Raw genomic sequence first — 26,547 nt, 5'->3', positions numbered from 1 at the left:
AAAGAATAAGATCAAAAATAATTCTAATTATGCCCCTTTTAATTACTTTCACAAAAAGGTGCAATAAGAAAAAGCAACCTCTTCTTTTAAGAAAGATTGCTTTCTTGTAAATTATATTCGTATTCTTTGACTCTTCTATAAAATGTATTACTCTTCATTCCTACTCTTTGCATGACTTCTACTGCAGTAATTTTATGATTTTTCCATTCTTGATAAGTTTCTTTAAAATTAGCATCAATTACAACCTTTTGGCGGCCAAATTTAACTCCTTTTTGAAGTGCAATTGTAATTCCCTCTTTTTGTCTTTCACGGATTCTTTTTCTTTCATCCTCAGCCATATAACTTAATAATTGCAAAATTAAATCAGCTTTTCTTTTCTGAAACTTTCTTATGAAATTAAACTGATATAAACTTAGCTTGCTGGTTGTGGGGTAGGCCTATATCTTCATCAACTTAAAAAATAAAAGCCTGCAAAACGATAAAAGTGGACTTCGGTGCTAAAAACACAAAATCTTTATTTAGGGGGTACTTTAAAATCTTATGTAATGTAAATGTTATTACCATATTGTATGTGCATTCATGCCATTTCCAAGGATTAGAATAAATATTGGGAATAAAACTGGACCTACGGTAAGAAGTAGATTGAAAAATATAAGAATTCTATATAACCAGGGATAATGTGGTTCATTTTGATTTGCAAATACTATAATAACTAATGAAATTATATTTGTTACATATAAAATTAGCATTAGAAACCAATAATTTGCCATTATACTAAGACTCCATGCTCCTAATAATTCATGTATTATCCCAAAGGATATTCCTAATACTGCAAAAGAGAAGCAAATAACTGCGATTTTTTTCAAAAATTCAGTAAATGTTTTATCGTGAGAATTTTGAGAATATAAACTCATGATATTAAATAAAGATAAATATCCCATTATAATTCCCACTCCAGACAATAACAGGTCTCCATTTAACTTAAAAAAACAAAACAGCCCTGCTACAGAAAAAGCAAAGGAAATACATATTTTTTTAAAAACCGGATTCATTATACTTTCACACCCTCAAAAAATAAAAAATAAATTTATAATCACTTCGTTGCTGTTAAATTCAAATTACCATTGTGTACCTGCTATTCATTAAAATCATATTTCACATCTTATTATTATGTTTTAAGGATGTAAGAATGATAATTTCCTATAAAATTTAAGGAATGCTATTTGGTATATGGTTTATGCATTCTTATCACGTAGGTAAAGAGACTTAAAAATCAAATAGAATTAATTATAATAAAGTTTACATTAACATAAGGTTAAAAGTATGTAAATATAATTAAATATGAATTAATTATATTTTAGGTTTAAAGAGGATTACGTATAGTGGTAGCACCCACATGCCCATCAAGCTAAGATTTTATAGTACCCCCAAGTAGAAGAACTTATACCAAGTATTAAAATCACTATTAGTAAAGGTAAGTTTTTAACCAATTTGAATCCCCCTTTAAATATAATATCTTTATATTATTATGTCACACACTAGTTTATGTAATTAATATAAGATGGTTATCTATGGGAATGTAACATCTTTCCTTAACAACAAATAAGACGCCACCAAGATCCATATAATGATTATTGTTTTAATCATTAACAAGTATATCTGGACCCTTTTTCTTTAATTTTAGGGCATCTAATCCTTCTGTTTCATAAGCTACTTTCCATTTTCGGAGTGTTTCGCCAGAAGGAATATTAAAAAAATCAGCTGTTTCTCTGAGAGATGTCCCCTTTTCATTTATATAATGAATTACATCTAGTTTATACACGAGAGAGTAAGTTGTATAGCGTTTTTCAAACGCCTTTTATCCTGAAAATTCAAACCGTGTAATTCATTGATAAAATTCTCTAGGATGAACCCCTATAGAATTAGCAATGGTTTTTCCGCCTTTAATACCTTCTAGATATAGTTTTACTGCTTCTATTTTGTCTTTTGAAGAAAAGTTAGCCATAAAAAATGCACCTCCAATTGTTAATTATGTATCTAACAATTTAGGTGCACTTCATACTGATAGTCTTTTTTAGGTAACTTTAGAGAATTTAATCATATTGTAAAAATATTATGGTTAACCCATTATCATTGTTCTCTTATAATCTTTATCATCAACCATTTAAAGTTTCTTTAAACTATTACATAACATATCTTTTTTTGTACCATGCTTTGTTGATGCATTTAATCTTCTTAGTTGTTGAAGATTTAGAATTCTCCCTTGGTGTAGGCATATCATTAGAACATCCTGCGATATTTAAACAAAATGTAGCCAATAAAAACAACAATATTATTTTATTCAAATAATCACTTCTAATTCTTTTTAGTTAACATTTTGTCATAAGATAAACTTCTCACTAATTTTACATTAGATTAAAAGTTAGAAACTATTCTTATAATCATAAATTGTTACATTTTTGTACAATAAGATAGTAATACCCCATCTAAAGACCTGCTTACTTCCCTAGGTCAATCTTCTTAAATTCTTCAGCATCATGAAATCCTAAATCGAACGAATACAACATTTTTAATGTTTCTGAGGCACCAATATATTTCAAAATACTCTCTATATCTTTGTATGATTGAAAATATAAAATTTTAGTTTTTGGTATTTTTCCATCAGTTTGTAACTTTTTCTTCTTAATGCCTAATTCTTCAAACATAAAATTATTTAAATGCTCCAAGATATCTGTGGATCCATGAATGCGAAAGCGTGGTCTAACATAAATTTTATTTTCAGGTCGTTTAACTTTTATCGTTCCAAGTTCATGCATACCGTTAATTATTTGTATTTTTCCTTGCTGAATCCCTTCTTTTTTTCCTTCATTACGAGCATGAGCAAACTTCGCAGCTTCATCCATCAACGCTTTCTCCCTTGCTTCATACGCTTGTCGGAAAGAAGAATCTTGACTCATACGTTCCCATTTATCCATCGCTTTTTTGTAAAATCGGGTCTTGGTTCATCGCAATATCCTCCAATGTTTGGGTTAATCTTTCATCTTCATTCGCTGGAAGTAATAACAACCAACGAATCTTCCCAGGGATTTACTTGTTCATTCCGCCACTGTTGCATGAGTTTTGGAATCTCCACAATATGAACTTCAATTCATCACTTAACTTCTTTTGTTGCTGTTGATTCCATAGGATTCCTGTTGTATGAAATGCTTCATATTCTGGAAACATCACAAAGTTTAATAAATTAATCGTAATGGTTTTGTGAAGAGAAATATATGGCATTCCCTTTTGTAGTTGGGATGTATATAACCTTCCCCAGTAATACAAACTTCTCTTAATCATGTCATGATTGTTATTCAGCTGTATTTCTATATTTACTTTTATTCCTATATCTAATGTAGCGGAAATATCTAAAATCGATAATTTATCCTCTTCATGTTCTCAGTGCAAGTGTGGATCTTCCAGTTGTAACGAAACAATGGGCGATTCTAAAGAATCCTGTAATATAGCATTTAAAAAAGCAATGAGAATATCCTCATTTCCACTTGTACCAAATAATTGTTAAAAAGCAAAATCAATGCGTAAATTCACTAATTGTTGGTTGGACATGGGTTTTCCTCTCCCCATCTCATATAATGTTTTTCTTTCATTGTACATAAAAGAGTGATTCATATACAAATAAGCTCTTATATCTGTGGACATAAGAGCTTATTTGCTACCATACATAATTAACAGATTAGTTGGCTGTCATAGAAATTGAAAGATTGCCTACTGTAAGGAAACTCACATTTAGTATACAAAATACGAACAAAAATGCCAATATACAAATGTATTCAAGACATTATATGACATTTAAAAAGTTACTTCTAGATTTCTTTAAGAGCGTTTTTCATGAAACTTTACTTTTTACTTGTTTACGGGCTATCTTATGATAACGTCCATGCTTTACTACCTGTCTAGCATCAATTAACTCCTCTTCCATCATATCTGAAACCTCTACAACAATGGTATTCGTTAAAACTCTTACCACATATCCAGTTAATTGCAAGGAAGGATTCTTACGATAAGAAAATTGAACGCAATCACCAATTTTTACTTTTGCTGTATGTTTCATAATAATAACCTCCTAAATTATAATTAATCATTCAGTAGATTTTTATGTTTTGTTTCTTCATACTGCTTAGCAAGTTTGTAAAACGAAGAACGTTTGATACCATATTTCTTCATGACTCCTACTGCTGTAATGCTACCAGACTTCCATTCTTTATAGGCTTCAATAAATTCGGCTGTAATTTCTACTGGGGGACGTCCTAACCGCTTACCTTGCCTTTTAGCTAGAGCAATGCCCTCCGCTTGTCGCTGTTTAATATCATGCCGTTCTTTTTCTGCAAAAGCAGATAAAATGGTAAGAGTTGCTTTCTGAATAGCACTTTGAATAACATCATTTGTACTCTTACCTGTGTAATTTACATTAATGAAGGGTTCTTTTATAAATTGTAAATTAATCTCATGCTTTTCATAGTATCTGAATTCCTCTAGGACATCATTCATGCTTCTTCCTAGTCTAGTTAAAGAATCAAATACAATGGTATCACCTGTACGAGCAAGACGTTTTAACATTTGATAATTTTCGCATTGCATATTTCTACCAGATTGTTTATCGATAAAAATATCTCGATTTTCTATCCCTAAATCTTTCATATTTCGAATTTGTCGTTCTTCATTTTGATCTTTACTGGAAACTCGTACATATCCAAATGTTTTGTGTTTCATTTCATACACCTCATCAATAATTATAACAAAAATGTCTGTAAATGTTCATAGAATATACAGACATCCGTAAAATTTAAAACTAACCTTTATAGACACACAAAATACTTCCCACATCTTCGAACATATATTAATAAAACCCCATTGATCTCATGTACACATACTGAGATTAATGGGGTTTATCAGTTTAACATTCTATATGTTTTGTAAAACTCATTTATTAAATAAAAAAATCCCTTCACGATTTGTGAAGGGGTCAGTATACATTGAAAGGGTACTTCCATTTTAATATGTAAAAGAAAAAACTCGTATTGATAAAATTAACCTTTTTATTTTTTGCCGTTTTTAATTCACTATAAAGAAAATGTAAAGATTAAATTCATCCTATATAGAGTTTTTGTGTTTCTCATTAGACATGTATATTTGATAAATCATAATTTTTATGCAATATTGCATAAAAAATACCTGTCGCTCCTGCTATAATTTTGAATGTAAACTGTTGCATCCAACATTTTATAATCTTCTATATTCATTAATATAGAGACCCTAATTGTAGGAAAAAGGAAAGAATATTGGTGGTTCTTCCCTTTTTCCTTATTTTTTATCTCTCTAATGATTCATTCTATAGTCTAAAATATTTTTATGAATGAAACCTGTTAAAATACAAAATTTTAGTTAGCAAACGAGAAATAAACACTTCATTATTATTTCTGCTATATTTAAAGGGCTTTTTTCTAATACAATAAGAAAAACAAAAAGAACTTGTAGAAATCACTACAAGTTCTTTTTGTTTTAAAGCGAATACACGGGACACATAAATTATCTCATTATTCATAACGGGGAAACCATATTGATTACGGCTTGATTTCATTATATAACAAATATTAACATCCAGAGTTTTAATGTTTGAAAATTATGTGAATTTATAATTAAAAATCCACCCTTCCTCTAAAAATTTATCGTTACAAGATCTCTTAAGGTTTTTTTCATGAGAAGTAATTAACTTTTAAACTCTTTCTAATATTCAAAACCACTATTTGTAATCCAATCCATATTTTATTGATACCAATCTAATTACAGCTATGCTACAATCCATTTGAAATATTGCTTTTGGGAATGCAATTGCTATTATAATCGCAATTTATTTTCTACAAACTGATTGGGTGTCAGCCCAAATTGCGGTTCTATTCCGCAATCCTTAACAAATTGTTAAGGACTTTTTTATCATTTTCAGACAGAAGACTCCTTCCTCAAAAATGTGAAGGTGTGAAACACCAATTTTAGGTGGAGATGAACGTCGGTTGGCATATAAAAGAATCCATGATAGTGCTTTTTCTAAATGAATATGTTACTCTTTAACGGCTGGTATTTATCATCGTAAGAAATCCAGTAACTTCATCAAAAAAATGCTCCTAGATTGATCTAGGAGCATTTTTTTGAAACATTATTTTTTATTTGCCTTTGCTTCACTTTATTATAGTAACCGTGTTTTACTACTTGCCTAACATCATCTACTTCAAATCCCATTATCTCTGTAATATCTACAACAATTGTATTCTGTAGAACACTGACTACATATCCGGTTAATTCTAAATTAGGATTTTTACGATATAAAAATTGAACATAATCCCCAATTGTTACTTCTGTTTTATGCTCCATTTGGTACCCCCTGAATCATCCTTAATTATTCGTTAGGTTTCCCTTTTTTTACTTCTTTATACTGTTTAGCAAGTCTATAAAATGTAGAATATTTAATATCCTATTTCGCCATTGCTTCTACATTAATTGTATTGAAAATTTTTAGTTAGCAAATTAGAGATAGATACTTCATTATCATTTCTGCTATATTTAAAAATTTTTACTCTACATACAATGAGGGGTATCACCAGCATTTTGAAAAATAACCACGCTAAGAGTATGCAAGATATTATACAGTTTTTCTACTAATTCACGAACAAAAGAGGACCCTAAAACCTTGTCAGGATAGTAATGTATAGAAAAATGCATAGACCCATAGCACAAAAAAGGGGGCCCTTATGAGAGTAGGGTTCCTCCTTTACTATTGCTACTGATAATAGGACGTTATGTTAACTATACATGTATATAATATTCATCAAGATTAATTGTTACATTCAAAAGAAAACTAAATCACATCTTTAATAGGTTAAACTATTATACAATTGATAATTCTGGTTATTTAACATATTTTAGTAGCGGATAATCTGGGGCTCTTTTAGCAAATTTGGAAAGTTCGAATCGATGAAAGTTGATCATTAAAATCTAAATGTGTGTGAAGATTAACGACACGTGAATTGTTACCTCTAGTTATCAGTAGAACGACTCTACCTTTAAAGCCTCTGTGCTCATACAAGGCTACTAGAGACCTAGGCGGGCATCTTACAGAAGAAATTTTATCATTCCACACATCTCCAACGTATTCTACATCACTTCCTAGATTTACATTAAATGACGAACCAGTTGCATTTATATGTTCAAAAAATTGAACTGTACCTTGTCTAACATCTATATTTTCATAAGAATCCGGATCATAATTACTTGAATTATAATTATTTGGGCTATAACTATTTGGATTATAGTTATTTGGACTATAGTTATTTGGATTATAATACATAAGCATCTCTCCAATACTCTTTTTCTAGTCTATATTAATCATCTTAATATTAATTATGGATACAACTTCGCAGTCAGTGACATTATATTTAACTGTAAAGGTTTTAGATAATTGTCCATATAAAATTGGATGAATGCCTTATTAATCCAAAGTATATAAGCCCTAAAGTCGAATTTGATTGATAAATGTTTTAGTTGAAAAACTCATTACTTATTTACATAATTCTCGTTTTGATGGTGCCACCCCATCACCATCAAGCTAAGAAAAGCAAATATCACAAAACAAAAAATGAACTGAATTCTTATAAACAACTAACTGTGGGAAGATATTTTTATATTTTGGGGGTACTCAAAATATTAGCTTGATGAGCATGTATGGTGACCCCTATTATCTTAAAAAATGGTTTAAATTTAGTGATTAACTTCATAGTTTATTGTCTTTTATTTTTATAGAAACACTAAAGGAGTAGGTGAAGAAGTTCGGCATAGCAGAAGTTTGATTTTCACGACTTTGTTATGACTAGAAAAGAGTAAAAAATCGATTTGAAGCAAACTGAAATAATTATTTTTATGTGTTTATATAGTATGCCCATTTGATTTTTTACTCTACGGACTTATTCTCTTTTTTAACCGCAGATTAAAGCTCCGCGTTTTTTTGTGTTTTTTCTTTTAATTTAGCTAAACAATCAGTTATTTACGAATACATTGTTGTGCTAAAACTGGAAGACTATTTGGGTAGTTTGGATCATTTCGATTAGGATGGCTAAAACCAGCAATATGCATCATTTCATGAATCAACACTTTTGCTAATTCATTTAAATTGGGAACACGACCAAGACCACCATCAAATTTAACCCATATTCTATTTCCACCTATCTCAGCACAACCAACCGCCCCTGGATCTGAAGCACAAGGGCTACTATCCCATGTATTATGGATTACTTGATCAAGTCTATAGTTCGCCTGTAACTGACGTAGTATTGCAGGATCTAACGCTGCACAAGTACCTATATTAGACGTTACAATTTCATGACCTATAATTAGTTGCTCCTTTAGATCGTCCGGATAATTATATGAAAAATTTGTATAATGATTTACTTCATAGGGATATACAGAATCTTGTTCAAGATATCCATCTTTAATACACCACACAATCCAATTACCGTCAGAGTTTCGAGTACAAGGGCTTATTCCGCCGGCATAATTTTGTGATATTGCAAATTTATTGGCTGCATTCATAACATATGCTGGATTATCGCGAATACGACTATCAAATTGAGTTAGTATTTCATCGCTAACTCCATTTGGTACTATCGCTTCATTTTTTATTACTAATAATGTTTTATTAGATTCATTGATATCAAAAATTGGTATAGCTGTTAAGAATTCTCCTTGTGGAGCGCATGAAAGATTTGAGTTAATATAATCATGTGTAAATGTTAAAACTTCAGGTAAAGTACCACTGGGGGGATAAAAGTTATCACAAGTTATTAATTCAGCACCATTAGATTTGAATTTTATTATGTCATACGTGTCTACGTTAAATATTTCATCTTCAGGTACTAACAATGTTTGTATAGCTGTTACAATTCCGTTTTCAGGGTGACGGTTAAAATACTCATGTATATTTATAATTTTTTTTTGATAATCAGCCAACATATTCTAGTTTCCTTTCATAAATTAGTCATTTCCATATTATCTTTCGATATAATAGACAAATTATACAAAAATCTTAAAAGAAGTTACCACAAATCGGTGGGAACATGGAAAGGGATCGGACAATTAATCAAAGGAAAAGACTTGGTTACCAAACAAGAATATGGACTTCTAGATTATGGATGGGTCACATTACCTGTTGTTTCGGGTGGTACATCACGGGTTGTAGGAAAAGTAGTTGGGGTAGCACCATATCGACATCAAGCTAATATTTTAAAGTATCCCCTAAACTGAAATTTTATTATTTTACAGTTTTTTTATGAGAATTCAACTCATTTTTTCGTGTTGAGGAACACCCAAGTTCTTGTAAAGTATGTAATGATTGATATATAATCTATCCTCCTTTTTTAATAGTATTCAATCGAACTAGCTAGTATTTGTTTGTTACCTCATTGATTAGCTTAGATACAATTTTCAATCTTTATCATTGAAATGGTTCTATAACGACACTTCAGGTTATTTCAATTAACTTTTATGTTGTATCACATATAAATAAAATCTCTCTGATTCTCTCCAAATTAAGAAAAGAGAGATTATCATTATTTCAAAATCAACATAGACATTTTAATGAAACAGTTCTCTTAAAATTACGGAGAAAAATAATTAGAATTGGTTACTCTTATGTATTTAGCTCCTTTTCTTAGCAATGGATTGCATAATACATTGCTAATTAGGAGATAATCTAATTTATAGTAAAATATCTCTTAAGATTTATTTCATTATGTGTAATAAACAAATAAAGATTGTTGTTTGCCATTCATGACCAAACATCCGCTTATTTTAACTTAATTGGTATTCTGTATAATACATATAGAAAGAAGGAGAAACACTGTGCAGATTCGCTGTGGAACATTTAACTTATACCAATTTGCTGAACCTCCTTTCAAATGGTATGAGCCTGGTAACAAATATTCAGATGCTGAATGGTTGATGAAGAAAGAATGGATTAAAGAACAAATATTAAAAATGAAATGCGATGTTATTGGTTTTCAAGAAGTATTTAGCTCAGCTATTTTGAAAAGCTTAGTTGAGGAATTAGGGTTTATTCATTTTGAAACAGTAGAAACCCCTGTCACAGATATAGATGATCCATCAGTATTTATAAAACCTGTAGTTGCAATAGCGTCAAAATATCCAATAATATCAGTAAATCCTGTTAAAGTACCAGATTCCATTATGGAGGAAATACCTGTTAATGAAGATTTTAAATTCAGTCGTATTCCAATAAAGGCTACGATACATATTGATGGTTCTGGTGATATTATTTTTTATGTTTCGCATTTGAAATCCAAAAACCCAGCAGTTAGAGATTTACATTTAAATCCTGATGATTCATTAGATAATAAGATATTAGCTACTTTACGAGCAAGGTCGATAGGACATGTAATATCATTACTACAACGAGGAGCAGAAGCAGCGGTTTTATATCATGAGATATCTGAAACCCTACACACTCATAAAGAAGTTCCAGTTATCTTGCTTGGTGATCTAAACGATGATGAACACTCTATTCCCATAGAAGCATTAACTAATAGGGAAAGGCTTTTAAAAATCAACGATAAACCAATTGATGATGACGAACAAAAGATTGTATATAATTATAAACTTTACGATGCTTTTGACTTAGCTCCAAATCAAAGTGGACAAAAAAGATTGCCCACACATTATTATAAAAAAGTAGGAAACGTATTTGACTATATTTTTGTATCTAATGCACTTAATGGGAAAAACGAACAGCACGTTGGTCGAGTAAGCGCATATAAAGTACTCGACCATCATTTAAAATGTGATGATATTGAAAATAAAACACAATCTGATCATGCCCAAGTTGTTGCAACTATAGAATTCAAAGAAAATATAAAATAAAGAAAATAAGCCGAATGTTTCTTAAAATAAGAATGAAAAGTAATACGTTTTATAGATGAGTTAAGGAATATGAATATTTCTTATTCCCCCTTTTCAAGGGGGTGGGCAAAAACACCCTTGTTGAATGATTTTATGCTTATTGGATGTCCCTATCAGTTGGATACACCACAGAGAATCCCTTTGTTGTGATGTTTATTGTTTTTGATATACAATCTGGTACATGAAATTTTATGATTAAGTTGTTCCTTTGTTTTTCTTTTGAAATTCTTATAGCATTCTATATAAATCTTATGGTATTATATAGATAGAAAATTTGTTTCCATTGTTTATACTCTATTGTACGTAGCGTGAAGGACAAACCTTACGCCCTGTTAACTCGGGCGAGGTTTGTCCTTTTTTATTTTAAGGAGGAATTTACTATGAAAAAAGGCTATAAAATCGGAGCCGTTATCACAACTTTATGTGTTGCTTGTATTGCGATTTTTACTTTAACTAAGAATGAATCAGTCCAAACAGAAACTATAACACCAGAAAAAACAATTGTATATGCTGCAGACGCAAAAGTATCACCTGAGATTATAAAAGATATTTCAAAAGATGAATTAAAGCAAAAAATACAATCCCATGAAGAATTCATTGCGTATTACTATCAACCAACCTGTCATTATTGTAAAAAGGCTGCGCCAGACATCAATAGTATGTCGAAAAAGCATGATAGAACCATTTATCGTATTGATATCTCTACACCAGAAAATCAAAGTGCCTTTCAAGAGTTCGACATTCCAGGTACTCCAGTTGTTGTAGCTTATAACAGAGGTGAAGAAGTTGAACGTCTAGAAGGAGCCGTTTCAGCTGCTACATATGATGGATTCTTTGCAAGACGTAATTCGAGCGCTAGCTAGTATAGTGCTCGTTTTTCTTTGTAAGAAAGGAGAATTAACATGCAACAAAACGCCCGTATTCATTCTTTAGACATAATAAGAGGTATAGCCATACTATGTATCCTTTTTGCGAATCTATCCACTATGACGGGACTAGATCCCTTTAATCAAGCGGGTTATATTGGTATAGATAAAGTAATTCGCTTTTTAGTAGATTTATTTATTCAATCAAAGTTCTATACTATTTTCGCATTCTTATTTGGAGTAGGATTTTACATCTTTATGAAAAATACAGAAGCAAAAGGGTATCCCATGTATAGACTATTTATACGGAGACTGTGTATCTTACTAGTCTTCGGTTTACTCCACTTCACCTTTCTATGGTACGGAGATATTTTACATGCGTATGCTTTAGCTGGATTTATTCTATTATTCTTTTATAAGCGATCTACTAAACTTATTTTTATAGCTGGTTTTAGTTTCCTACTAGTTAGTTATGTATTACATATTATTGTATTTTTACGAACAAGTTCTTCTATTCCAGAAGTGCCAAACTACTATCAATATATGTTTACAGGCAACACTACCAATCACACGGTAAATCTATTTACACATTATTCACATCAAGTAAAAACACGTCTTTTCTTTCTAATGACACAGGAATTTCAGCAACTACTAATAGGAATTCCGGAATATATAGGGTTATTTTTAATTGGTTTATGGGCTGGCAAGAAAAATATTTTTAAAAGGGTACCAGAATTAATACAGCACATTAGATTTTTACAGTGGAGTTCGTTATGTATTTCATGTCTTCTCTCGTATCCTATTATCTACTACTTTATAAAAACGAATGTCTATTACTCTCAGGATGTACAACTATGGATTCTATTTGGAGGGAAAACGCTAGCTATATTCTATATTTGTACCCTACTTAGAGTTTGTGAGAATAAAAAATATATAGAGTGGCTGCAGCCCTTTATGAACGTAGGTAAATATGCTTTAACGAATTACATTAGCCAAAGTACACTAACTCTTGTCATTCTTTCGTTGTACTTTAAAGATATCTCACACGTATATTACTGGCAACTATGTATCTTCGGGTTTTTAATTATATTTGTACAAATACTATTCAGCAAAATTTGGAGTAAATATTTCCGCTTTGGTCCTATTGAGTGGTTATGGAGAAAAGGAGTTTACAAGAAATAGACTATTTTTCATCAGTACATGCAATTAACTGAAAAAAGTGATAAAATATTATATGAAAGTTTAAAGATATATTTGTGGTTGTAAAATGGTGTTATTAAAATTAAAGTGGTTCAAGTCAGAGAAAGGCACCTTGTGGTGTCTTTTCTTTATGCATAAAAAAGCCTTATCTTCCTATAAAAAAGATAAGACCTTTATATACTACCTATTATCCGATTCATCAATTTTATTATAAACACATTTAGCTTCTCCAAAAAGACCGCCAGTGTCCCATTCGCCACCATAATGAGCACATCCTAAAGGATCACGATCGTCTCGTATACTTGGATGTGTATTTGGTTCATAGTCATTATTTATAATACTACCAACAATAAATACCCCTCCGATTATAAATACCACAGCAACGATTAAGAGTGTTTTCCCATTAGGACCGGTAATAATGTCATTTACAACTTCTTTTGCTTCTTGCTGAGTTTCACCTTTTGAAAATAATGAAAGAATAATAGAGATTATAAATATGAAAAATAACACTATTATAAATACCATTACTAATGTACCTCCCTAATGCGTGCTATTAATTTCCTTATACGTTTTAAGCTAAGATATCTGAAATCATAATGATAATAAATATATCCCCCCGATTAAAAGTGCCGCAGCAACGATTAATATTATTATTCCATCAGGACTATTAAGAATTTCTTTTATATGTTTTTTTGCTATTTGCTTAGTTTCTCCACTTGAAAAGAGATAAACAATGGAATGGATAATTAGTAAGAAAAATGCCGTAACTAACTCTATCATGGTTTATGTACCTCCTAATATATATGAACTATTAATTAACCAATAATTGCCTTATACATTATATCAGCTAGGGTACACGGAAGTATAACAAATTATTTTTATAATTTAATGTATTAATCGATACGGCATTAATACAGGATAGTTCAAGTCGGAGGAAGGCACCCTAGGGTGTTTTTTTTATTTCATTTCGACATAATATGACAAAATAGTTTTGATTATATTTGTTATGATAGTTCAGGTAAATCTTACATTTTAAACGCTGGGGGATACATACTATGGACAAAAAACTATTAACAACACTTACTTGTTTCGCTTTATTTATGGGATTAGCAGCATGTTCATCTAACGAGACAGCAAGTACTTCCAAAGAATCTAAAGCTGAGCAAGAAGCACAAAAGGAAGCTGAGAAAGCGAAGAAAGCTGAAGAAAAAGGGACTTTGAAAAAGGAGAATGCAGAAAAAGAGACGGCTGAAAAGCAACGCAAACAGCAAGAAGAGGCTACAAAAAAGGAACAACCAACAACTACTTCTGGTAACACTATTAAAGGCTTAAAAGACGAACTATCCATTGGTATGCCATTTAAAGATTATCTTGCTAAAAAGAAATCATTAAATGTAGAGAATCCCTTCAGTATTTCACTCGGAAAAGGTAATGTAGGTAGTGTTCTTCAAGCTCAAGATGGAGTATTAGTTGTATGTATTGATGGAGAAAAGATATTCGATTTAAAAACATTTAAAAATGTTGATGAAGCAAAAGAATACGAAAAGAGCTTAAAAGTAAAACAATAGATTCGATTCATATTTCTCAATCACCAATATCACTTAATATTGTAAAATATTATTTGGATGAAAGTCCAAATGCATATTATTAAAAGTAAAGTGGTTCGAGTCGGAGGAAGGCACCTTAGGATGTCTTTTCTTCTGTACATTATATCCATTACGTGCTCATTGATTTTTTATGTACGTTTGATATAATTAGTGTAATAGTATTACATTAATACCTTGTGTATATAATAAAAGAAGAGATGCGCTAACATCTCTTCAAGTAACTGCTACCGCAAGGTGGTCGGTTGCTTAAACTTATTTTTTGCGTTTAGAACCGCCCTTTCGCTTGCCGGCATTTGGGGCGGTTCTTTTATTTCGTTTACTGCTAATCTTTTTCGCTAGCTCATTCGCATAAGCTGTTGCAAATACTGTAAGGAATACCTTAGCAGCGTCATACAATAAATTAAATAAAGAATCCATTCGGTCACCTCCTTTCTCTCTAGAATCAGAGAAAGGATAGCAACCTCCCGCCCTCACAATATACAGTTACATACAGTCTATCACACAATTTTATTAGAGGAAATATCATCGGGATAATCTCAAATTATATCGAGCTAAAAATAGAATATAGATTTGAACCATATTTATCAATGTGCGAAACAACTTAACATGGCAAAATTAATATTTGAATGGGAGTCCAATACATAGTATTAAAATTAAAGTGGTTCAAGTTGGAGGAAGGCACCTTAGGGTGTCTTCTCTTTATGCATAAAAAAGCCTCATCTTCCTATGGAAAAGATAAGGTCTATATATTATTTATTATCCGATTCATCAATTAACATATTTGGCTCCTCCAAAAAGACCACCTGTGTCCCATTCTCCACCATAATACGCATACTTCCTAGATGAACCATTGTCTCGTATACTTGGATATGATTTTAGTTTATAGTCATAAACCGAAACCATAAAAAGATAAATATATCCCCCCGATTAAAAGTGCCGCAGCAACGATTAATATTATTACTCCATCCGGACTATTGAGAATTTCTTTTATATGTTTTTTTGCTATTTGCTTAGTTTCTCCACTTGAAAAGAGATAAACAATGGAATAGAGAATTAATAAGAAAAATGCCGAAACTACCTCTAACATGGCTTATGTACCTCCTAATATATATGTACCTTTAATTATCCAGTAATTTTCTTGCACCTTGTATCAGCCTGAGTAACTGGAATGCTTAATTTAATAGAAGCCAAATGACAAAAATTACTCCTGTAACTGCTGCAGATCCAAAAAAACCTACCAACATTTTCCCCTCAGGACCATTAATAAGCTCTTTTAAAACTTCTTTTGCTATTCGCTGACCTTTACCACTTAAAACTATCGACAGAATAAAGAATATTACCACTAATACAAATGAAAAAACTATTAACTCCATGACTTATGTACCTCCCTAATATATGTACGCTATTCATTAACCAATAATTGCCTTATACATTATATCAGCTAGGGTACACGGAAGTATAACAAATTATTTATATAGTTCATTTTATTAATTGATATATTAAAAAAAGACACCGAATAATTCCTTAGCGTACGAAATCCGCGTTTTGTTTGCAAGACCCCTTATAGAACTAATTGGGTTAAAGATGAAAGAAATGAAAGTAAACTTTAATTTTGCTAGTTACAGTATTTTTATTATGGGATTTATTCTGTATAAGTGCACTTATACAGAATAAATCCCTCTATTTACGCTTTTTCTATTCTAAAACCAAATACTCCATCTTTTACTTTTACTAAATGTTTTCCAGACCAAAAAGTATGTACTTTAAAATAGTACCAATCTCCATTTTTTCTTAAATATTCTTTAATCTCATAACCTTCTTGTATAAGGTATTCTTTAATTTCATTTTCTTTAATTTCATTTTCTTTATTCCCAAACATACTAATTTCCCCCTTTCAAATAATTAAATTAAACCTATTAAACAATAAATAAAAAAGTGCAAAATCCATCAACAGATTTCGCACCAAAAACAGATAAAAAATACAATCACTAGAAACATAGGAGAGTGTTTCACCACTCATCATAAACCATATCTTTACATTTTTGTATTGTAATTTAAAAATATGTAAAGATTCATCATTTTGTTTTTGAATATTCTTTTTATCTAAGTTATACTAAACTACAAAGAAACAAATCTCCTTTAGGCCGTCAATAATTATGCTAACAACACACACCAAAAAACCAATTCCCGTGTAATGGAATTGGTTTTTTGGTGCAATTCAGTCAATACAGCAACTTGAACCCACATTTTCAAATATAGTCTTATTAAGTCTACCATAATTTTAAATTCATAAACATAAAAAAACTAAATCACTAGTAAGTTGCGCGAATCCGCTGCTTTTTCATCAAGAAATCTGGAGTATAACAACAATTAAGTTCATACTAGCATGGGCAACAAATGATACTAGTAACCTATTGGTACGCACATATACTACAGCAAGTACAAGTCCAATTAAAAAATATCCAAATATAAACGGAAAATCAAAATGCATGATAGAAAAGAACAATGCGCTTATTAGTATGCTCCAAGTTTGCTTAAACTTAGACATTAAAATGTTTATGGCCGCATAACGAAAAACAAACTCTTCTACTAACGGTGCAAGAAGAACAATTGAAATAAGTGCCACAGGAGATATTGCTGCAGCAGCGACTGTATTAGACGTATTTGCTGATTGCGTAGTTAGCTGAAATACACTTTTATCTAATACACTACCAACCACCTGCGCAAAAAATACGAATATGATCCCAACTAAAATCCATATGAATGATTTTCTTGATAATTTAATCGATAACTTTGGATCATTTATTAATTCTTTTCTATATATAAGAAAAATGATTATCAGCATAAGTGAAAAACCAATTAGTTCCCAATGCACAAGAAGTTGTTGAATTGCTTGCTGTTGGTTTCCCTGAATATCATACCAACCTGTCTTTGCTAGCAATAGTACACCTATTATCCCTACAAATTGTGTCATAACAAAATAAATCAAAATGACGAAACCCGATTTATATTTAATACCACTACTCATATTCTTAATTCCATCCTCCACTTTCTTTATCTTTTCGATACCACTCATTACAGCAACAATAAGCACAAAAATGCTAGATAACTAGCATTTCAGCTACTAATCGCTCCCACTTAACTATTCTGCTTAGTTTTCTAACAAACTAATTCGCTTTAAAAAATTAACTGCAAAGTAACCTCTAAATCCTTCTAGAAAAACCACTTGTGTGCCACTCTCTAGGGTACGGCAACAATTCGAGGTATGAGGGGCCACTATAAAAGAAAATCTAATTGATACAATAAAAACCGTAGAAATTAAATATTTCCACGGTTTTTATTTTTACCTAAGATTCTTTTAATTATTTTACAACAATATAGAATTTACCTGGCATTTTTTCTTGTGCATCTTGAAATGTTTCTAAAATTATATCTGCCTCTTGACCTAACATATTTTGACTTTCCTTAAAAAACTCCCACTCTATTGTTAACGGAAGAATGACCCATGCCGTCAAGCAATCCCATAGTGCATCAGCATTTTCCCCATAATAATCAGGGAGATCTAATTTTTCCTTTAATACTTTGTGTAAAACTTCTTCACTTGTAAATTGTCGACCATCTAAATTTAAAAATTCCATAAAAACTTCTCCTACTTTATCTCAGTAAATGTTTTATAATGATCCGAGGTTTTATAAATTAGTCCATCACTAGAATAGACAATTCTATCATTACCTCGATAACCTGAAATATAATTAATATCCGCTTCATACCAAGTTCTACCCGGAACGTCGGGTAGTTGCTTCTTTCTGTTTTCAAAAATATCGCCACCTATACTTTTACCAGGAGCTACTCTATGCAGATTGCCATCTCTATTCACCCACCCTAGTGCTTCTGCTTGATCTTTTGTGATGAAATTATCCGGTAATTTCTTATTTTGTTTTATATACTGAGCGACTTCATCAAAACCCGTAGGATATTTCGTGAATTTTGTATTTTTGGCAGCCGCTTCTAAAGCCTTACCTTTCTTCTCAAGATCAGCAGCCTTTCCAAAAACTTTACCAACAACTCGTGTTGTACCACCAGATACGACAGCCAGTGTCCCCCATACATAATCTTCTGGACCATATTTTTGACCTGTTACTAAGTCTTCCCCTTTTATGAGTTGTCCAATTTCTTTTCCTGTACCAATTATAGGCGTAATACCTAATACGAAAGATAAATCTCCATCATTCTTACGATCATATACTCTAGATGGATCACCACCTAAATCACGTAGTGCATTACTCAAGTCAATATTTCCAATGTTTTGGGATGCTGCAGGTACATCAATTTTATAACTCGCAATTTTATTAGTAGAGTCCATAATATTATTGGCAGCATCTAATCCAGACATAATATCTGTATGTAGTGTTGGAAATGCTTGTTGAGCTTCTGCAACATGCGTTGAGACACTATTAATTAGTCCATCAGCCATTACTGCTTGTTTATGAAGTGATGCCCCAGCTTTTTGTACTGAATCTCCAAACTTATGGAAACTTTGATTTACTACGCGTAAATCACTGGCCATTTGTTTATATTCAGGTAGTCTGTTTTTGAATCCTTCCTGCATGGCAGTAAGTTGCTGTCCATAGTCGCGAACACCATCTGCAAATTTTTCTATTTCACCTTTTGGTAATGTGCCAACCCATTTTTCTGCTGGTTCGATAAACACCTTATTAATTGAGAGCGAGTAAGCTGTTGTCATGTCCATAAACATTATCATGGCATCTGTTCCTGCATCTACAGTATCTACAAACCAATCCAACATTTGCTTTTTATAGGCTGTCATACTATTTTTATAATCCGTTAAACCATTCACATAGTTTTGAAGGTTAGCTTTATCCTGTTGTACTAAATATTTACCTTCTTGAATTTGTTGAATAATATTACCTGAATCCTTATTCGCTTTATCGATAATCATAACACTATCTTTTAGTAACATTAATTTATGGATTTTCCCGAAATCCTGATTCATCATCTCTAAAGTTGCGATAGTAGAATTGTATTTTTCTCTTACAGCTGGATCAGCTTCTTTTTCATAAATCTTATCTACAGTATTCTTCAATTCAGATTTTTTTAGTGTCGTTAATAATTGAGAAACACTTTGTGCGAATTCACTTGATTCAACTAAAGCCGCATCATAATTTTTAGTTTCTTTTGCTTTTTTATAGCGTTCGGAATATTTTTTTACTAACTCAGCACTCGTTTTTAAATCGTCAATATCATGACGAATTGTATCTATTTTATTAGACAAGGATTGATCAAACACGACTGCAAATAATTTTTGCACAACGTATGTTTGACCATTGTAATTCACCTTAAACCATAGAGGACCGTCTTCCCCTACTACTTCAAGAATTTCATCCTTTCTAACTTTTATCGGGTCAAATCCCCTTACAACTGTTCTGGATTTGTAGATATTTTGGTCGAGGGATTGGATTGTTATCCACCCTTTTACCATTTTACCTGTTCTATCGAATTGGAACTGTTTTCCTTTGTAGGTTACATCGCCTTTTTGAATCACACCGTTATCGTCTGCATAATACCAATGGGTAGTTTGAGAGAACCATCCTTTTTGTGCAGCTCCACTTACCGTATCAAAATAGTAGTCCTTTCCGTCTACGGTATTCCATCCTGAAGCTAGATTACCATTTTTATCGAAGAGATAGGTATCATCCCCTGAACGTAATAATCCAGTATGTTTCACGCCTGGTTTGTCATAATAGTATTTCTTTTCTCCATCTACAACCCAGCCAACCGATTCATTGTTTTTTATACCTGATGTTGCCATGATTGTCCTATATAAGAACACAGAAAATTGCTCTCTTGTGACAAGTCCATTTGGATTAAAATTTCCATCACCAGTACCATTTGTGATTTTATTCCCAGCTAATGTTTTGACATATTCGTTAGCCCAATGACCTTTCATATCCGTAAAGTCAAAATTCCCTTGCGGTTTTAAATCGAATGTTCTGACAAGCACTGCAGCCATTTCAGCACGCGTCATATTATTTTTCGGATTGAATTGTTTCTCTACATTTACGCTAAATATGCCCCGTGCAGTAAGTGCCAAAATTTCCTTTTTAAAATTGCTGTCACCAATATCAACAAATGGATTATTGGTACTATCTTGCGGTTTTAAATATCGGTACAAGAAAGCAGCAAGATGTTCGCGAATAATAGGATCCGTAGCACCGAAATACCCATTTCCATATCCTGTTATAATCTTATTCTCAGCCATATACATCATTTCTTTATATGCCCAGTGAGTTTTAGGAACGTCAATAAATGATGATGAATTTCCTTGATTATTTTGTTCTGCATACGCTGTTCCTACTGTACTGAATAATAAAATACATATCACAGAACTTAAAAATAATTTCTTAATTGTATTCATAATAAATCTCCTATTCAATTTTTAAAAATATAATTGCAAAATTAGCACTTATTTTATCCTTCATTTACGGCATTTTATATAATTATCAAATTTCTATTCATACTGATATTTCGCATAAGGACAACCTAAGTCATTCTGTCTAAACAATAATTAATTCATAAGATGTTTCATTTTTTTAATATAGTAGCCCGTTTATAGAACCTTCTTAATATACAGTAAAACCAAATTTTTTAATTTGAAAATCCCTTAGTGTAAAATTCGCATTATGTTGACGAGAACCACAATAATACCAGTCTCCTTTCTCTTTGATGCGGCCTATTTGATTTAAAACTTCGACTTCCTCTGTAAACATTGGTGCATAGGTAGAAAATAATTAGAATAATGATAATATAAGTCCTATGATTTTCTTCATTCTCACATCTCCTTATCAATTCGTAAAAAACCTTTTAATTATATATTAGGTTTAATTTCTATTAAAATAAAAAAATATAAATATGCATAATTGCATATTTACTCTCTCGATAGAGTGTACCCTATTAAGAAGAAATCCTTTCCTTGATATTATTAGTCTCAGAGACTCTTAATAACACTTATCAAAAATACAATTGAAATGAGGAAAAAATGGTTTATGGATACGCTCGTGTCAGTGCACAAGATCAAAATCTAGATACACAGATTGAACAGCTCATGAAATATGGAGTAGATTAAATTATTAAAGAAAAAGTAAGTGGAGTAACCAAACAAAAGCCAGAGTTAGACTCTATACTTTCAAAACTAACTACTGAGGATACTTTAGTCGTAACTAGAATGGATCGTTTAGGTCGAAATACTATTCAGCTTTTACAATTAGTAGAACAACTTCGGGAAAAGGATGTTCACTTTGCGATTTTAAATTTAGGAATAGATACGAGAACGCCAACAGGAAAATTCTTTTTAACTGTCTTGGCTGCCTTTAGTGAACTTGATCGAGAAATGATTAAAGAAAAGAAACGTACGGGAATAAAGTTAGCGAAACAAAAAGGAGTGTATAGAGGAAGATTGAAGAAATATACGGATAAGCACCCAGGTATGAATCATGCGATTGAATTGCGCAAGCATACCAATAAAACTGTTAAAGAAATATGCCAAATTACTGGTGTGAGTCAGGCCGCTCTGTATCGTAGATTAAAAGAACTTGAATAAAGTTCTTTTTTGATTTGTAATTAAACCCCAGAGTGGCCCCTCATACTGAGAATCGCTTCCATACCCCTCTCTGCTTTAAACTGATCTGTCCTACAAGTCCAAACTTTTCCGTCATAACGCTTTGACTCTAAGCAGGTGTGCATTACTACCTTGTCGCCTGCCTTTAATCCGTCCATCCCACCAAATACCGTTTGATATGCTTCTTTATATCTACGTTTTATGAAATCAACTTGCTTCTTTGTTCTAACATTTGCAAAACGTCCCTTCATATAATCCAAGCAAACGTGATCTATATCTTCTGGAGGACCGGTAAAGTAAGTAGAGCATTGCTTACCTCCACTTGTTGTATAAGTCATTTCCACTCCACCACGTTCATCTTTTATCATTTCAAGTGTTGGCTTCATGCTTGCACCTCTTTTAATTCCACCTTTAATTTCTCTTGAAATCTCACAAATGTTTCATTTGAAAATCGAACAGCTGCACTTGGATATTTGTACTGAAAAAAACCGTCGTCAAATTGTATCTTTGTTTTGTCGTACCAATATTGAAATGCTACTTCATTTGAGTACTCTTCCAAATCTACCTGTAATTCCTCAATAAGCTTCCATTCTGTCCTTGCATCATCTTCTGTAAAGCGCCCTTCTCTACGATCATATAGCAAATTTTTTTTGATATAAGTAATGGTTCCTTCAATATCAACCACATCTTCTTTTGCAATTTTGCAAAGTATCTGATCCGGTCTTCGGCTAATTAAGTATTCTTCTATACTTTTGTTTCTTCCTAATGAAAACCAATGAGCAAAGTTACCGAAGTCTGTAACAGCTGTAAAAACTCCGGATTGATCGTATAAAAATACCCCCCATCCTTCTCCATCTACTGACGGAACTGTATAACGATATGCTGCTGTTTGTGTCATTCTCATTTCTCCTTTTTTGTATGTAAATAAAGACTTTGTACAGTTATTTTGTTCTCAAGTTTTTGTAGGATAAAGCTCCTTTATAATAAGTAAAATCTACTCTAGGTAAAAGAATCTCCAGTTCCCTTCCGTCCTGATGAATACCAAACCAAATACCTTCATTTTCCCATGTATCCCGTCCTAATCGAATTTCTTTAAAGCTACTTACATACGGGTATAAAAATCCCTATAAATAGGATTCATACGTATTTTGAAACATTGGAAAATATACAGATACATCGGACATAAGATCTTTATATTTTTCCTTATAATATTCGTAAAACTTCTCTCCCTCTATATCTAAAATGAATTGAAATTCGATGTTTTCTTTCCCTTCTGGTGGAAATAATACATATATATCTTTAAACACTATCTTCCTCCGTCCTCTTTTTAAATGCTATATATTGATTTAACAATAATAATTCCATAGATATGTATCAAACCTCATGCAACCTTCAAAAGCTTTAATCCCATTTCAAGCGCATCAGTTCCACCAAATCCCGGATTAAATAATAGTGGGACATCATACTTCTTTGCGTACTCTTTTGCTACATCAATAGATACATGGCCACATGCACCTTTTTGAATGACAATAACATCGCATTTTTTTATAACACTTCGAAAGGTTTTCTTTGCGCCTCCGTGATTTTTCCCATCATGGAAAATAACCTGGCAGTCTCTTTTTTTGGCCAACTTCTCTAACGTTCTTCCATTTGATCCACCTAAAACTAGAATTGTACTCATACCCATTCACTCTCCTTATCTTTCTTCTTCATACATGTACTTGGTGATGTTAATAACACAAGTGTACAAGCTACAATATTTATTAACACGAAACAAATTACCAATAATATAACGAAAATCGGTGACAACAAGATAAGAATAAAGCCACTTACAGAACTTATGATACGAGAAAGCCCACACAGGACTTTAGTCCGTCTTTAGACGTGGGATGAAAGTATCGTTTTTGCATAGCAAAACATGGTATACTCTATTCATAGTCATGCAAAAGACTTTAAAACGACTGTTCTCTGAAAACAGAATACATATGAGGTTGGGGTAGCAAATTCTTCTACTCCATAAAATGTATTAAGTCGTCAAGAACAAGACGTAAAAACATTTGAGAACCAACAATCTGTACGGTATGGTCACAGTACCGTAGCCCACGAACCTATATGGTCTGTTGTGGGAGTGGTGATGGCACACCGCAATCTTGCACGTCAGCGATACCAGAAATGGACTTCGCCTTTGGTAGTAAGAATCCCACTGACGTTAGTCAGCTTGCGGCTTTAGCCGTGGGAGTGTCAATACCAAACAGATGAAAATGAAGCCATTGCTCATGTCTTCGTAACCATCTAGTCCTCGTACAATATTCAAACTATGCATCCATACTGTGATATTATCCCAATTTTCTATTAATAAATATCCACCACCCAACAAAAAAGCCCATCCAAGCAACGTTCCTAATAATCCGAAATTTCGACCTATATAATATCCCGAAACAAAATTCGCAGCTGTTCCAATTTACATCCTCATTTGTATACCTCCATATTTATTTCGTTTTAGCGTTATATACAAATTTTATTTAATCACTGTTTTGTTATATCATGATATTATGAATATCAAATAAAAGATTTTAGGTACTCTTTATTTTTTTATAAAAGGGTTGCGTTTTTCTCCACAACCCTTATTTTCTACTTAATCCACAGGTACTTCTTCTTGTCCATGCGGAATTTGTGCAATTGGTGTTACAATTTGTGCATATTTGTTTACCTGCACTTTAAATTGTCGTGGTTCTAAGAAGTTTACCTGTTGAATTAAAACTTCAATATGAAACGTATCTACTTTTTTCCCACGGTCAATTTTGGTAATTCGCGCATTGTAAAACTGATCCCCATTTAGGAAATATCGTTGTACAGCTTCTGTAGCCAGCATACGCTCATTGCTTGTCATTTTCATCGGTTCAATACCAAATCCAGCCTTTGTAAACAAGTACGGTACATCATAACTACTATTAGAAATTTTTCGTAGCAAATCCTCTACTGTTTTTGTCTTTGCGATATATTCTTCCTCTTTTGTATCAAATCCCTTTGGCTTATCTCCAAGCATCTCGATTTCATCTTGATTGACCAGCTCTTCCTCTTGTACTTGTGATTTCATCATATAACGATGAATAGTATTATAGGTCGCAACGCCTACTACTAACACTATAATTCCCAATATAACTAAGTACTTACGAGGCAGATTCGCTAACATATTCATGACTTTCTTCATATCATCACATCCCAAATCAGTCTATTACATTACGAACTTGCGTCATATGTTGTCCTCTTGCCGTATAGTTTAGACCTGTAATTTGTACACCTTTATTATCACCAATATGAATCATTTTCTGATTCCCTAAATAAATAGCTACATGGTTCGGATTTTCATAGAAAATTAAGTCTCCTGGCTGTGCACGACCGATATCGGGCACCTGTTTTCCCTGTCCAATTTGAGCACCTGTCCAATCCCCTAGTTGGACACCTATACTGGTTTTAAACACGTATTGTGTAAATCCAGAGCAATCGGTACTACCTGCAGCTGGATTTCTAGCACCGGATACATAGCTCACTTTCCCTTGTCCAAGCCATTTTTTCGCTTCTTCCAGTACCTTTTGTCGTTTAGCATTTGCCATTGTAGGAGAGCCACCTGATGATAACCCTGGATCATCATTTTTCTTAAAGAATTTCATTGGATCCGTTGGTTGGTCGTTTATACGAATTTGGAAATCTAAATGGACAGCGTATCCAAACATATTAAGAACACCACCAACATAGTTAGAACCACCCATTTCCCCTATAATCTGTCCTTTTGTTACCATAGTTCCTGGTGCAACTAAGATTTTACTCAAATGTAAGTAACGAGATACAACGCCATTTCCATGGTCAACATAGACCCCTAAACCACCGTTGTTTACATTTCCCGTTTTATCCGTAACCATACCAGCTTCCATCGACCATACGGGGTCTCCTGGTTTTCCGGCGGTCATGGCCCCAATATCTACAGCATTATGCGGTTTGCTAGCATGAATTTCATCAAATGTACCTGTAATACGCCCGCTTTTCGTTGGCCATTTCCAACCTTTATCAGAAATCCATTCTCCAGATACATCCGCAACACACCCCAAATCCTTGTAATATTTCAAAACTTTGGAAACGTAAGTGTAGAGTAAGCACCCAGCGCCTTTTCACATTGCTGTGATAGGTTTCCAAATGCTCCTCCCCGAACCGGACTTACATC

25 protein-coding genes and 6 pseudogenes are annotated in these 26,547 nt (G+C 32.4%); 6 read left to right on the top strand and 25 right to left on the bottom strand.

Annotated elements, in window-relative coordinates:
* Nucleotides 1-86 precede the first annotated feature (86 nt).
* The 9 genes and pseudogenes from MRP26_RS29420 to MRP26_RS29380 all read right to left on the bottom strand — a co-directional run.
* Nucleotides 87-368: pseudogene (locus MRP26_RS29420) on the bottom strand (recombinase family protein); the annotation flags it as partial.
* Between the two features lie 189 nt (nt 369-557).
* Nucleotides 558-1,052 (bottom strand): DUF3902 family protein, encoded by a 495-nt coding sequence (locus tag MRP26_RS29415; RefSeq protein ID WP_088344982.1) that lies wholly within the window; start codon nt 1,050-1,052, stop codon nt 558-560.
* A 611-nt stretch (nt 1,053-1,663) separates the two neighbouring features.
* Nucleotides 1,664-2,005 (bottom strand): annotated as a pseudogene (locus MRP26_RS29410) (helix-turn-helix domain-containing protein); the annotation flags it as partial.
* Between the two features lie 796 nt (nt 2,006-2,801).
* A pseudogene (locus tag MRP26_RS29405) lies at nt 2,802-3,606 on the bottom strand (Rpn family recombination-promoting nuclease/putative transposase); the annotation flags it as partial.
* 280 nt (nt 3,607-3,886) lie between these two features.
* Nucleotides 3,887-4,111, bottom strand: a complete 225-nt coding sequence (locus MRP26_RS29400; protein WP_000683046.1) for a DUF2187 family protein — start codon at nt 4,109-4,111, stop codon at nt 3,887-3,889.
* A 23-nt stretch (nt 4,112-4,134) separates the two neighbouring features.
* The gene (locus tag MRP26_RS29395) at nt 4,135-4,770 is read right to left on the bottom strand and encodes a recombinase family protein (protein WP_088344979.1); all 636 of its coding nucleotides are present in this window, start codon (nt 4,768-4,770) and stop codon (nt 4,135-4,137) included.
* A gap of 1,419 nt (nt 4,771-6,189) precedes the next feature.
* A complete protein-coding gene (locus MRP26_RS29390) occupies nt 6,190-6,426 on the bottom strand; it encodes a DUF2187 family protein (RefSeq protein ID WP_197241627.1) in 237 nt (78 codons plus the stop codon).
* 574 nt (nt 6,427-7,000) lie between these two features.
* Nucleotides 7,001-7,399: a beta/gamma crystallin domain-containing protein gene (locus MRP26_RS29385; RefSeq protein ID WP_242807396.1), complete on the bottom strand. Its 399-nt coding sequence runs from the start codon at nt 7,397-7,399 to the stop codon at nt 7,001-7,003.
* Between the two features lie 689 nt (nt 7,400-8,088).
* The gene (locus MRP26_RS29380) at nt 8,089-9,057 is read right to left on the bottom strand and encodes a hypothetical protein (protein WP_242807395.1); all 969 of its coding nucleotides are present in this window, start codon (nt 9,055-9,057) and stop codon (nt 8,089-8,091) included.
* Between the two features lie 96 nt (nt 9,058-9,153).
* Here MRP26_RS29380 and MRP26_RS29375 point away from each other — a divergent pair, with 96 nt between their 5' ends.
* The 4 genes from MRP26_RS29375 (at nt 9,154) to MRP26_RS29360 (ending at nt 13,067) form a co-directional block, all read left to right on the top strand.
* Entirely contained in the window at nt 9,154-9,348 is a 195-nt protein-coding gene (locus MRP26_RS29375) for a hypothetical protein (RefSeq protein WP_242807393.1), read from the top strand.
* 597 nt (nt 9,349-9,945) lie between these two features.
* Nucleotides 9,946-10,980: an endonuclease/exonuclease/phosphatase family protein gene (locus tag MRP26_RS29370; protein ID WP_242807391.1), complete on the top strand. Its 1,035-nt coding sequence runs from the start codon at nt 9,946-9,948 to the stop codon at nt 10,978-10,980.
* A gap of 419 nt (nt 10,981-11,399) precedes the next feature.
* Entirely contained in the window at nt 11,400-11,882 is a 483-nt protein-coding gene (locus MRP26_RS29365; protein WP_242807389.1) for a thioredoxin family protein, read from the top strand.
* 39 nt (nt 11,883-11,921) lie between these two features.
* Nucleotides 11,922-13,067 carry a DUF418 domain-containing protein gene (locus MRP26_RS29360; protein WP_242807388.1) on the top strand — a complete coding sequence of 382 codons (1,146 nt, stop codon included), beginning with the start codon at nt 11,922-11,924 and terminating at the stop codon, nt 13,065-13,067.
* Between the two features lie 198 nt (nt 13,068-13,265).
* Here MRP26_RS29360 and MRP26_RS29355 read toward each other — a convergent pair whose 3' ends face one another.
* A complete protein-coding gene (locus MRP26_RS29355) occupies nt 13,266-13,610 on the bottom strand; it encodes a hypothetical protein (RefSeq protein WP_197241605.1) in 345 nt (114 codons plus the stop codon).
* Nucleotides 13,611-13,676: 66 nt separating this feature from the next.
* Nucleotides 13,677-13,865, bottom strand: a complete 189-nt coding sequence (locus MRP26_RS29350; protein WP_000571720.1) for a hypothetical protein — start codon at nt 13,863-13,865, stop codon at nt 13,677-13,679.
* Between the two features lie 275 nt (nt 13,866-14,140).
* Between MRP26_RS29350 and MRP26_RS29345 the strand changes: the two genes are divergently transcribed.
* A complete protein-coding gene (locus tag MRP26_RS29345; RefSeq protein ID WP_000358699.1) occupies nt 14,141-14,653 on the top strand; it encodes a hypothetical protein in 513 nt (170 codons plus the stop codon).
* 291 nt (nt 14,654-14,944) lie between these two features.
* Here MRP26_RS29345 and MRP26_RS29340 read toward each other — a convergent pair whose 3' ends face one another.
* From MRP26_RS29340 to MRP26_RS29310, 7 genes are all read right to left on the bottom strand, one after another.
* Entirely contained in the window at nt 14,945-15,109 is a 165-nt protein-coding gene (locus MRP26_RS29340; protein ID WP_000377658.1) for a hypothetical protein, read from the bottom strand.
* Between the two features lie 469 nt (nt 15,110-15,578).
* Nucleotides 15,579-15,779, bottom strand: a complete 201-nt coding sequence (locus MRP26_RS29335; protein ID WP_242807387.1) for a hypothetical protein — start codon at nt 15,777-15,779, stop codon at nt 15,579-15,581.
* 85 nt (nt 15,780-15,864) lie between these two features.
* The gene (locus MRP26_RS29330) at nt 15,865-16,065 is read right to left on the bottom strand and encodes a hypothetical protein (RefSeq protein ID WP_242807386.1); all 201 of its coding nucleotides are present in this window, start codon (nt 16,063-16,065) and stop codon (nt 15,865-15,867) included.
* 311 nt (nt 16,066-16,376) lie between these two features.
* Nucleotides 16,377-16,571 carry a hypothetical protein gene (locus MRP26_RS29325; protein WP_197241602.1) on the bottom strand — a complete coding sequence of 65 codons (195 nt, stop codon included), beginning with the start codon at nt 16,569-16,571 and terminating at the stop codon, nt 16,377-16,379.
* 465 nt (nt 16,572-17,036) lie between these two features.
* Nucleotides 17,037-17,720 carry a CPBP family intramembrane glutamic endopeptidase gene (locus tag MRP26_RS29320; RefSeq protein ID WP_242807385.1) on the bottom strand — a complete coding sequence of 228 codons (684 nt, stop codon included), beginning with the start codon at nt 17,718-17,720 and terminating at the stop codon, nt 17,037-17,039.
* Nucleotides 17,721-18,054: 334 nt separating this feature from the next.
* Nucleotides 18,055-18,330: a barstar family protein gene (locus tag MRP26_RS29315; protein WP_000395059.1), complete on the bottom strand. Its 276-nt coding sequence runs from the start codon at nt 18,328-18,330 to the stop codon at nt 18,055-18,057.
* Nucleotides 18,331-18,341: 11 nt separating this feature from the next.
* Entirely contained in the window at nt 18,342-21,128 is a 2,787-nt protein-coding gene (locus tag MRP26_RS29310) for an S-layer homology domain-containing protein (protein ID WP_197241601.1), read from the bottom strand.
* 621 nt (nt 21,129-21,749) lie between these two features.
* On the opposite strand from MRP26_RS29310, the pseudogene MRP26_RS29305 reads away from it, so the two are divergent.
* Nucleotides 21,750-22,310: pseudogene (locus MRP26_RS29305) on the top strand (recombinase family protein).
* Between the two features lie 20 nt (nt 22,311-22,330).
* Here the strand turns inward: MRP26_RS29305 and MRP26_RS29300 are convergent.
* The 7 genes and pseudogenes from MRP26_RS29300 to MRP26_RS29270 all read right to left on the bottom strand — a co-directional run.
* Nucleotides 22,331-22,714, bottom strand: coding sequence for a hypothetical protein (locus MRP26_RS29300; RefSeq protein ID WP_242807384.1), 384 nt, complete (start codon nt 22,712-22,714; stop codon nt 22,331-22,333).
* Nucleotides 22,711-23,226 (bottom strand): phiTE_072 family protein, encoded by a 516-nt coding sequence (locus MRP26_RS29295; protein WP_095022078.1) that lies wholly within the window; start codon nt 23,224-23,226, stop codon nt 22,711-22,713. The genes MRP26_RS29300 and MRP26_RS29295 overlap by 4 nt, the downstream gene beginning before the upstream one ends.
* A 226-nt stretch (nt 23,227-23,452) precedes the next feature.
* A complete protein-coding gene (locus MRP26_RS29290; RefSeq protein ID WP_242807383.1) occupies nt 23,453-23,635 on the bottom strand; it encodes a hypothetical protein in 183 nt (60 codons plus the stop codon).
* 74 nt (nt 23,636-23,709) lie between these two features.
* Nucleotides 23,710-24,015, bottom strand: coding sequence for a DUF2325 domain-containing protein (locus MRP26_RS29285; protein ID WP_197241595.1), 306 nt, complete (start codon nt 24,013-24,015; stop codon nt 23,710-23,712).
* Between the two features lie 552 nt (nt 24,016-24,567).
* Nucleotides 24,568-24,789, bottom strand: a pseudogene (locus tag MRP26_RS29280) (hypothetical protein); the annotation flags it as partial.
* Between the two features lie 174 nt (nt 24,790-24,963).
* Nucleotides 24,964-25,539 carry a hypothetical protein gene (locus MRP26_RS29275; protein WP_197241594.1) on the bottom strand — a complete coding sequence of 192 codons (576 nt, stop codon included), beginning with the start codon at nt 25,537-25,539 and terminating at the stop codon, nt 24,964-24,966.
* A gap of 16 nt (nt 25,540-25,555) precedes the next feature.
* Nucleotides 25,556-26,473: pseudogene (locus MRP26_RS29270) on the bottom strand (NlpC/P60 family protein); the annotation flags it as partial.
* Nucleotides 26,474-26,547 lie beyond the last annotated feature (74 nt).

It is taken from the genome of Bacillus sp. CCB-MMP212 (assembly GCF_022748145.1).
GTDB classification, from domain to species: domain Bacteria; phylum Bacillota; class Bacilli; order Bacillales; family Bacillaceae_G; genus Bacillus_A; species Bacillus_A cereus.
Note: the sequence above shows the minus strand (reverse complement) of the source record. Positions and strands in the feature narration are given on the sequence as shown.

What these genes read in the sequence shown, in the direction of transcription:
- MRP26_RS29415 (WP_088344982.1), bottom strand. Translation starts at nt 1,052, where the DNA reads ATGAATCCGGTTTTTAAAAAAATATGTATTTCCTTTGCTTTTTCTGTA.
- MRP26_RS29400 (WP_000683046.1), bottom strand. Translation starts at nt 4,111, where the DNA reads ATGAAACATACAGCAAAAGTAAAAATTGGTGATTGCGTTCAATTTTCT.
- MRP26_RS29395 (WP_088344979.1), bottom strand. Translation starts at nt 4,770, where the DNA reads ATGAAACACAAAACATTTGGATATGTACGAGTTTCCAGTAAAGATCAA.
- MRP26_RS29390 (WP_197241627.1), bottom strand. Translation starts at nt 6,426, where the DNA reads ATGGAGCATAAAACAGAAGTAACAATTGGGGATTATGTTCAATTTTTA.
- MRP26_RS29385 (WP_242807396.1), bottom strand. Translation starts at nt 7,399, where the DNA reads ATGTATTATAATCCAAATAACTATAGTCCAAATAACTATAATCCAAAT.
- MRP26_RS29380 (WP_242807395.1), bottom strand. Translation starts at nt 9,057, where the DNA reads ATGTTGGCTGATTATCAAAAAAAAATTATAAATATACATGAGTATTTT.
- MRP26_RS29365 (WP_242807389.1), top strand. Translation starts at nt 11,400, where the DNA reads ATGAAAAAAGGCTATAAAATCGGAGCCGTTATCACAACTTTATGTGTT.
- MRP26_RS29360 (WP_242807388.1), top strand. Translation starts at nt 11,922, where the DNA reads ATGCAACAAAACGCCCGTATTCATTCTTTAGACATAATAAGAGGTATA.
- MRP26_RS29355 (WP_197241605.1), bottom strand. Translation starts at nt 13,610, where the DNA reads ATGGTATTTATAATAGTGTTATTTTTCATATTTATAATCTCTATTATT.
- MRP26_RS29350 (WP_000571720.1), bottom strand. Translation starts at nt 13,865, where the DNA reads ATGATAGAGTTAGTTACGGCATTTTTCTTACTAATTATCCATTCCATT.
- MRP26_RS29345 (WP_000358699.1), top strand. Translation starts at nt 14,141, where the DNA reads ATGGACAAAAAACTATTAACAACACTTACTTGTTTCGCTTTATTTATG.
- MRP26_RS29340 (WP_000377658.1), bottom strand. Translation starts at nt 15,109, where the DNA reads ATGGATTCTTTATTTAATTTATTGTATGACGCTGCTAAGGTATTCCTT.
- MRP26_RS29335 (WP_242807387.1), bottom strand. Translation starts at nt 15,779, where the DNA reads ATGTTAGAGGTAGTTTCGGCATTTTTCTTATTAATTCTCTATTCCATT.
- MRP26_RS29330 (WP_242807386.1), bottom strand. Translation starts at nt 16,065, where the DNA reads ATGGAGTTAATAGTTTTTTCATTTGTATTAGTGGTAATATTCTTTATT.
- MRP26_RS29325 (WP_197241602.1), bottom strand. Translation starts at nt 16,571, where the DNA reads ATGTTTGGGAATAAAGAAAATGAAATTAAAGAAAATGAAATTAAAGAA.
- MRP26_RS29320 (WP_242807385.1), bottom strand. Translation starts at nt 17,720, where the DNA reads ATGAGTAGTGGTATTAAATATAAATCGGGTTTCGTCATTTTGATTTAT.
- MRP26_RS29315 (WP_000395059.1), bottom strand. Translation starts at nt 18,330, where the DNA reads ATGGAATTTTTAAATTTAGATGGTCGACAATTTACAAGTGAAGAAGTT.
- MRP26_RS29310 (WP_197241601.1), bottom strand. Translation starts at nt 21,128, where the DNA reads ATGAATACAATTAAGAAATTATTTTTAAGTTCTGTGATATGTATTTTA.
- MRP26_RS29300 (WP_242807384.1), bottom strand. Translation starts at nt 22,714, where the DNA reads ATGAAGCCAACACTTGAAATGATAAAAGATGAACGTGGTGGAGTGGAA.
- MRP26_RS29295 (WP_095022078.1), bottom strand. Translation starts at nt 23,226, where the DNA reads ATGACACAAACAGCAGCATATCGTTATACAGTTCCGTCAGTAGATGGA.
- MRP26_RS29285 (WP_197241595.1), bottom strand. Translation starts at nt 24,015, where the DNA reads ATGGGTATGAGTACAATTCTAGTTTTAGGTGGATCAAATGGAAGAACG.
- MRP26_RS29275 (WP_197241594.1), bottom strand. Translation starts at nt 25,539, where the DNA reads ATGAAGAAAGTCATGAATATGTTAGCGAATCTGCCTCGTAAGTACTTA.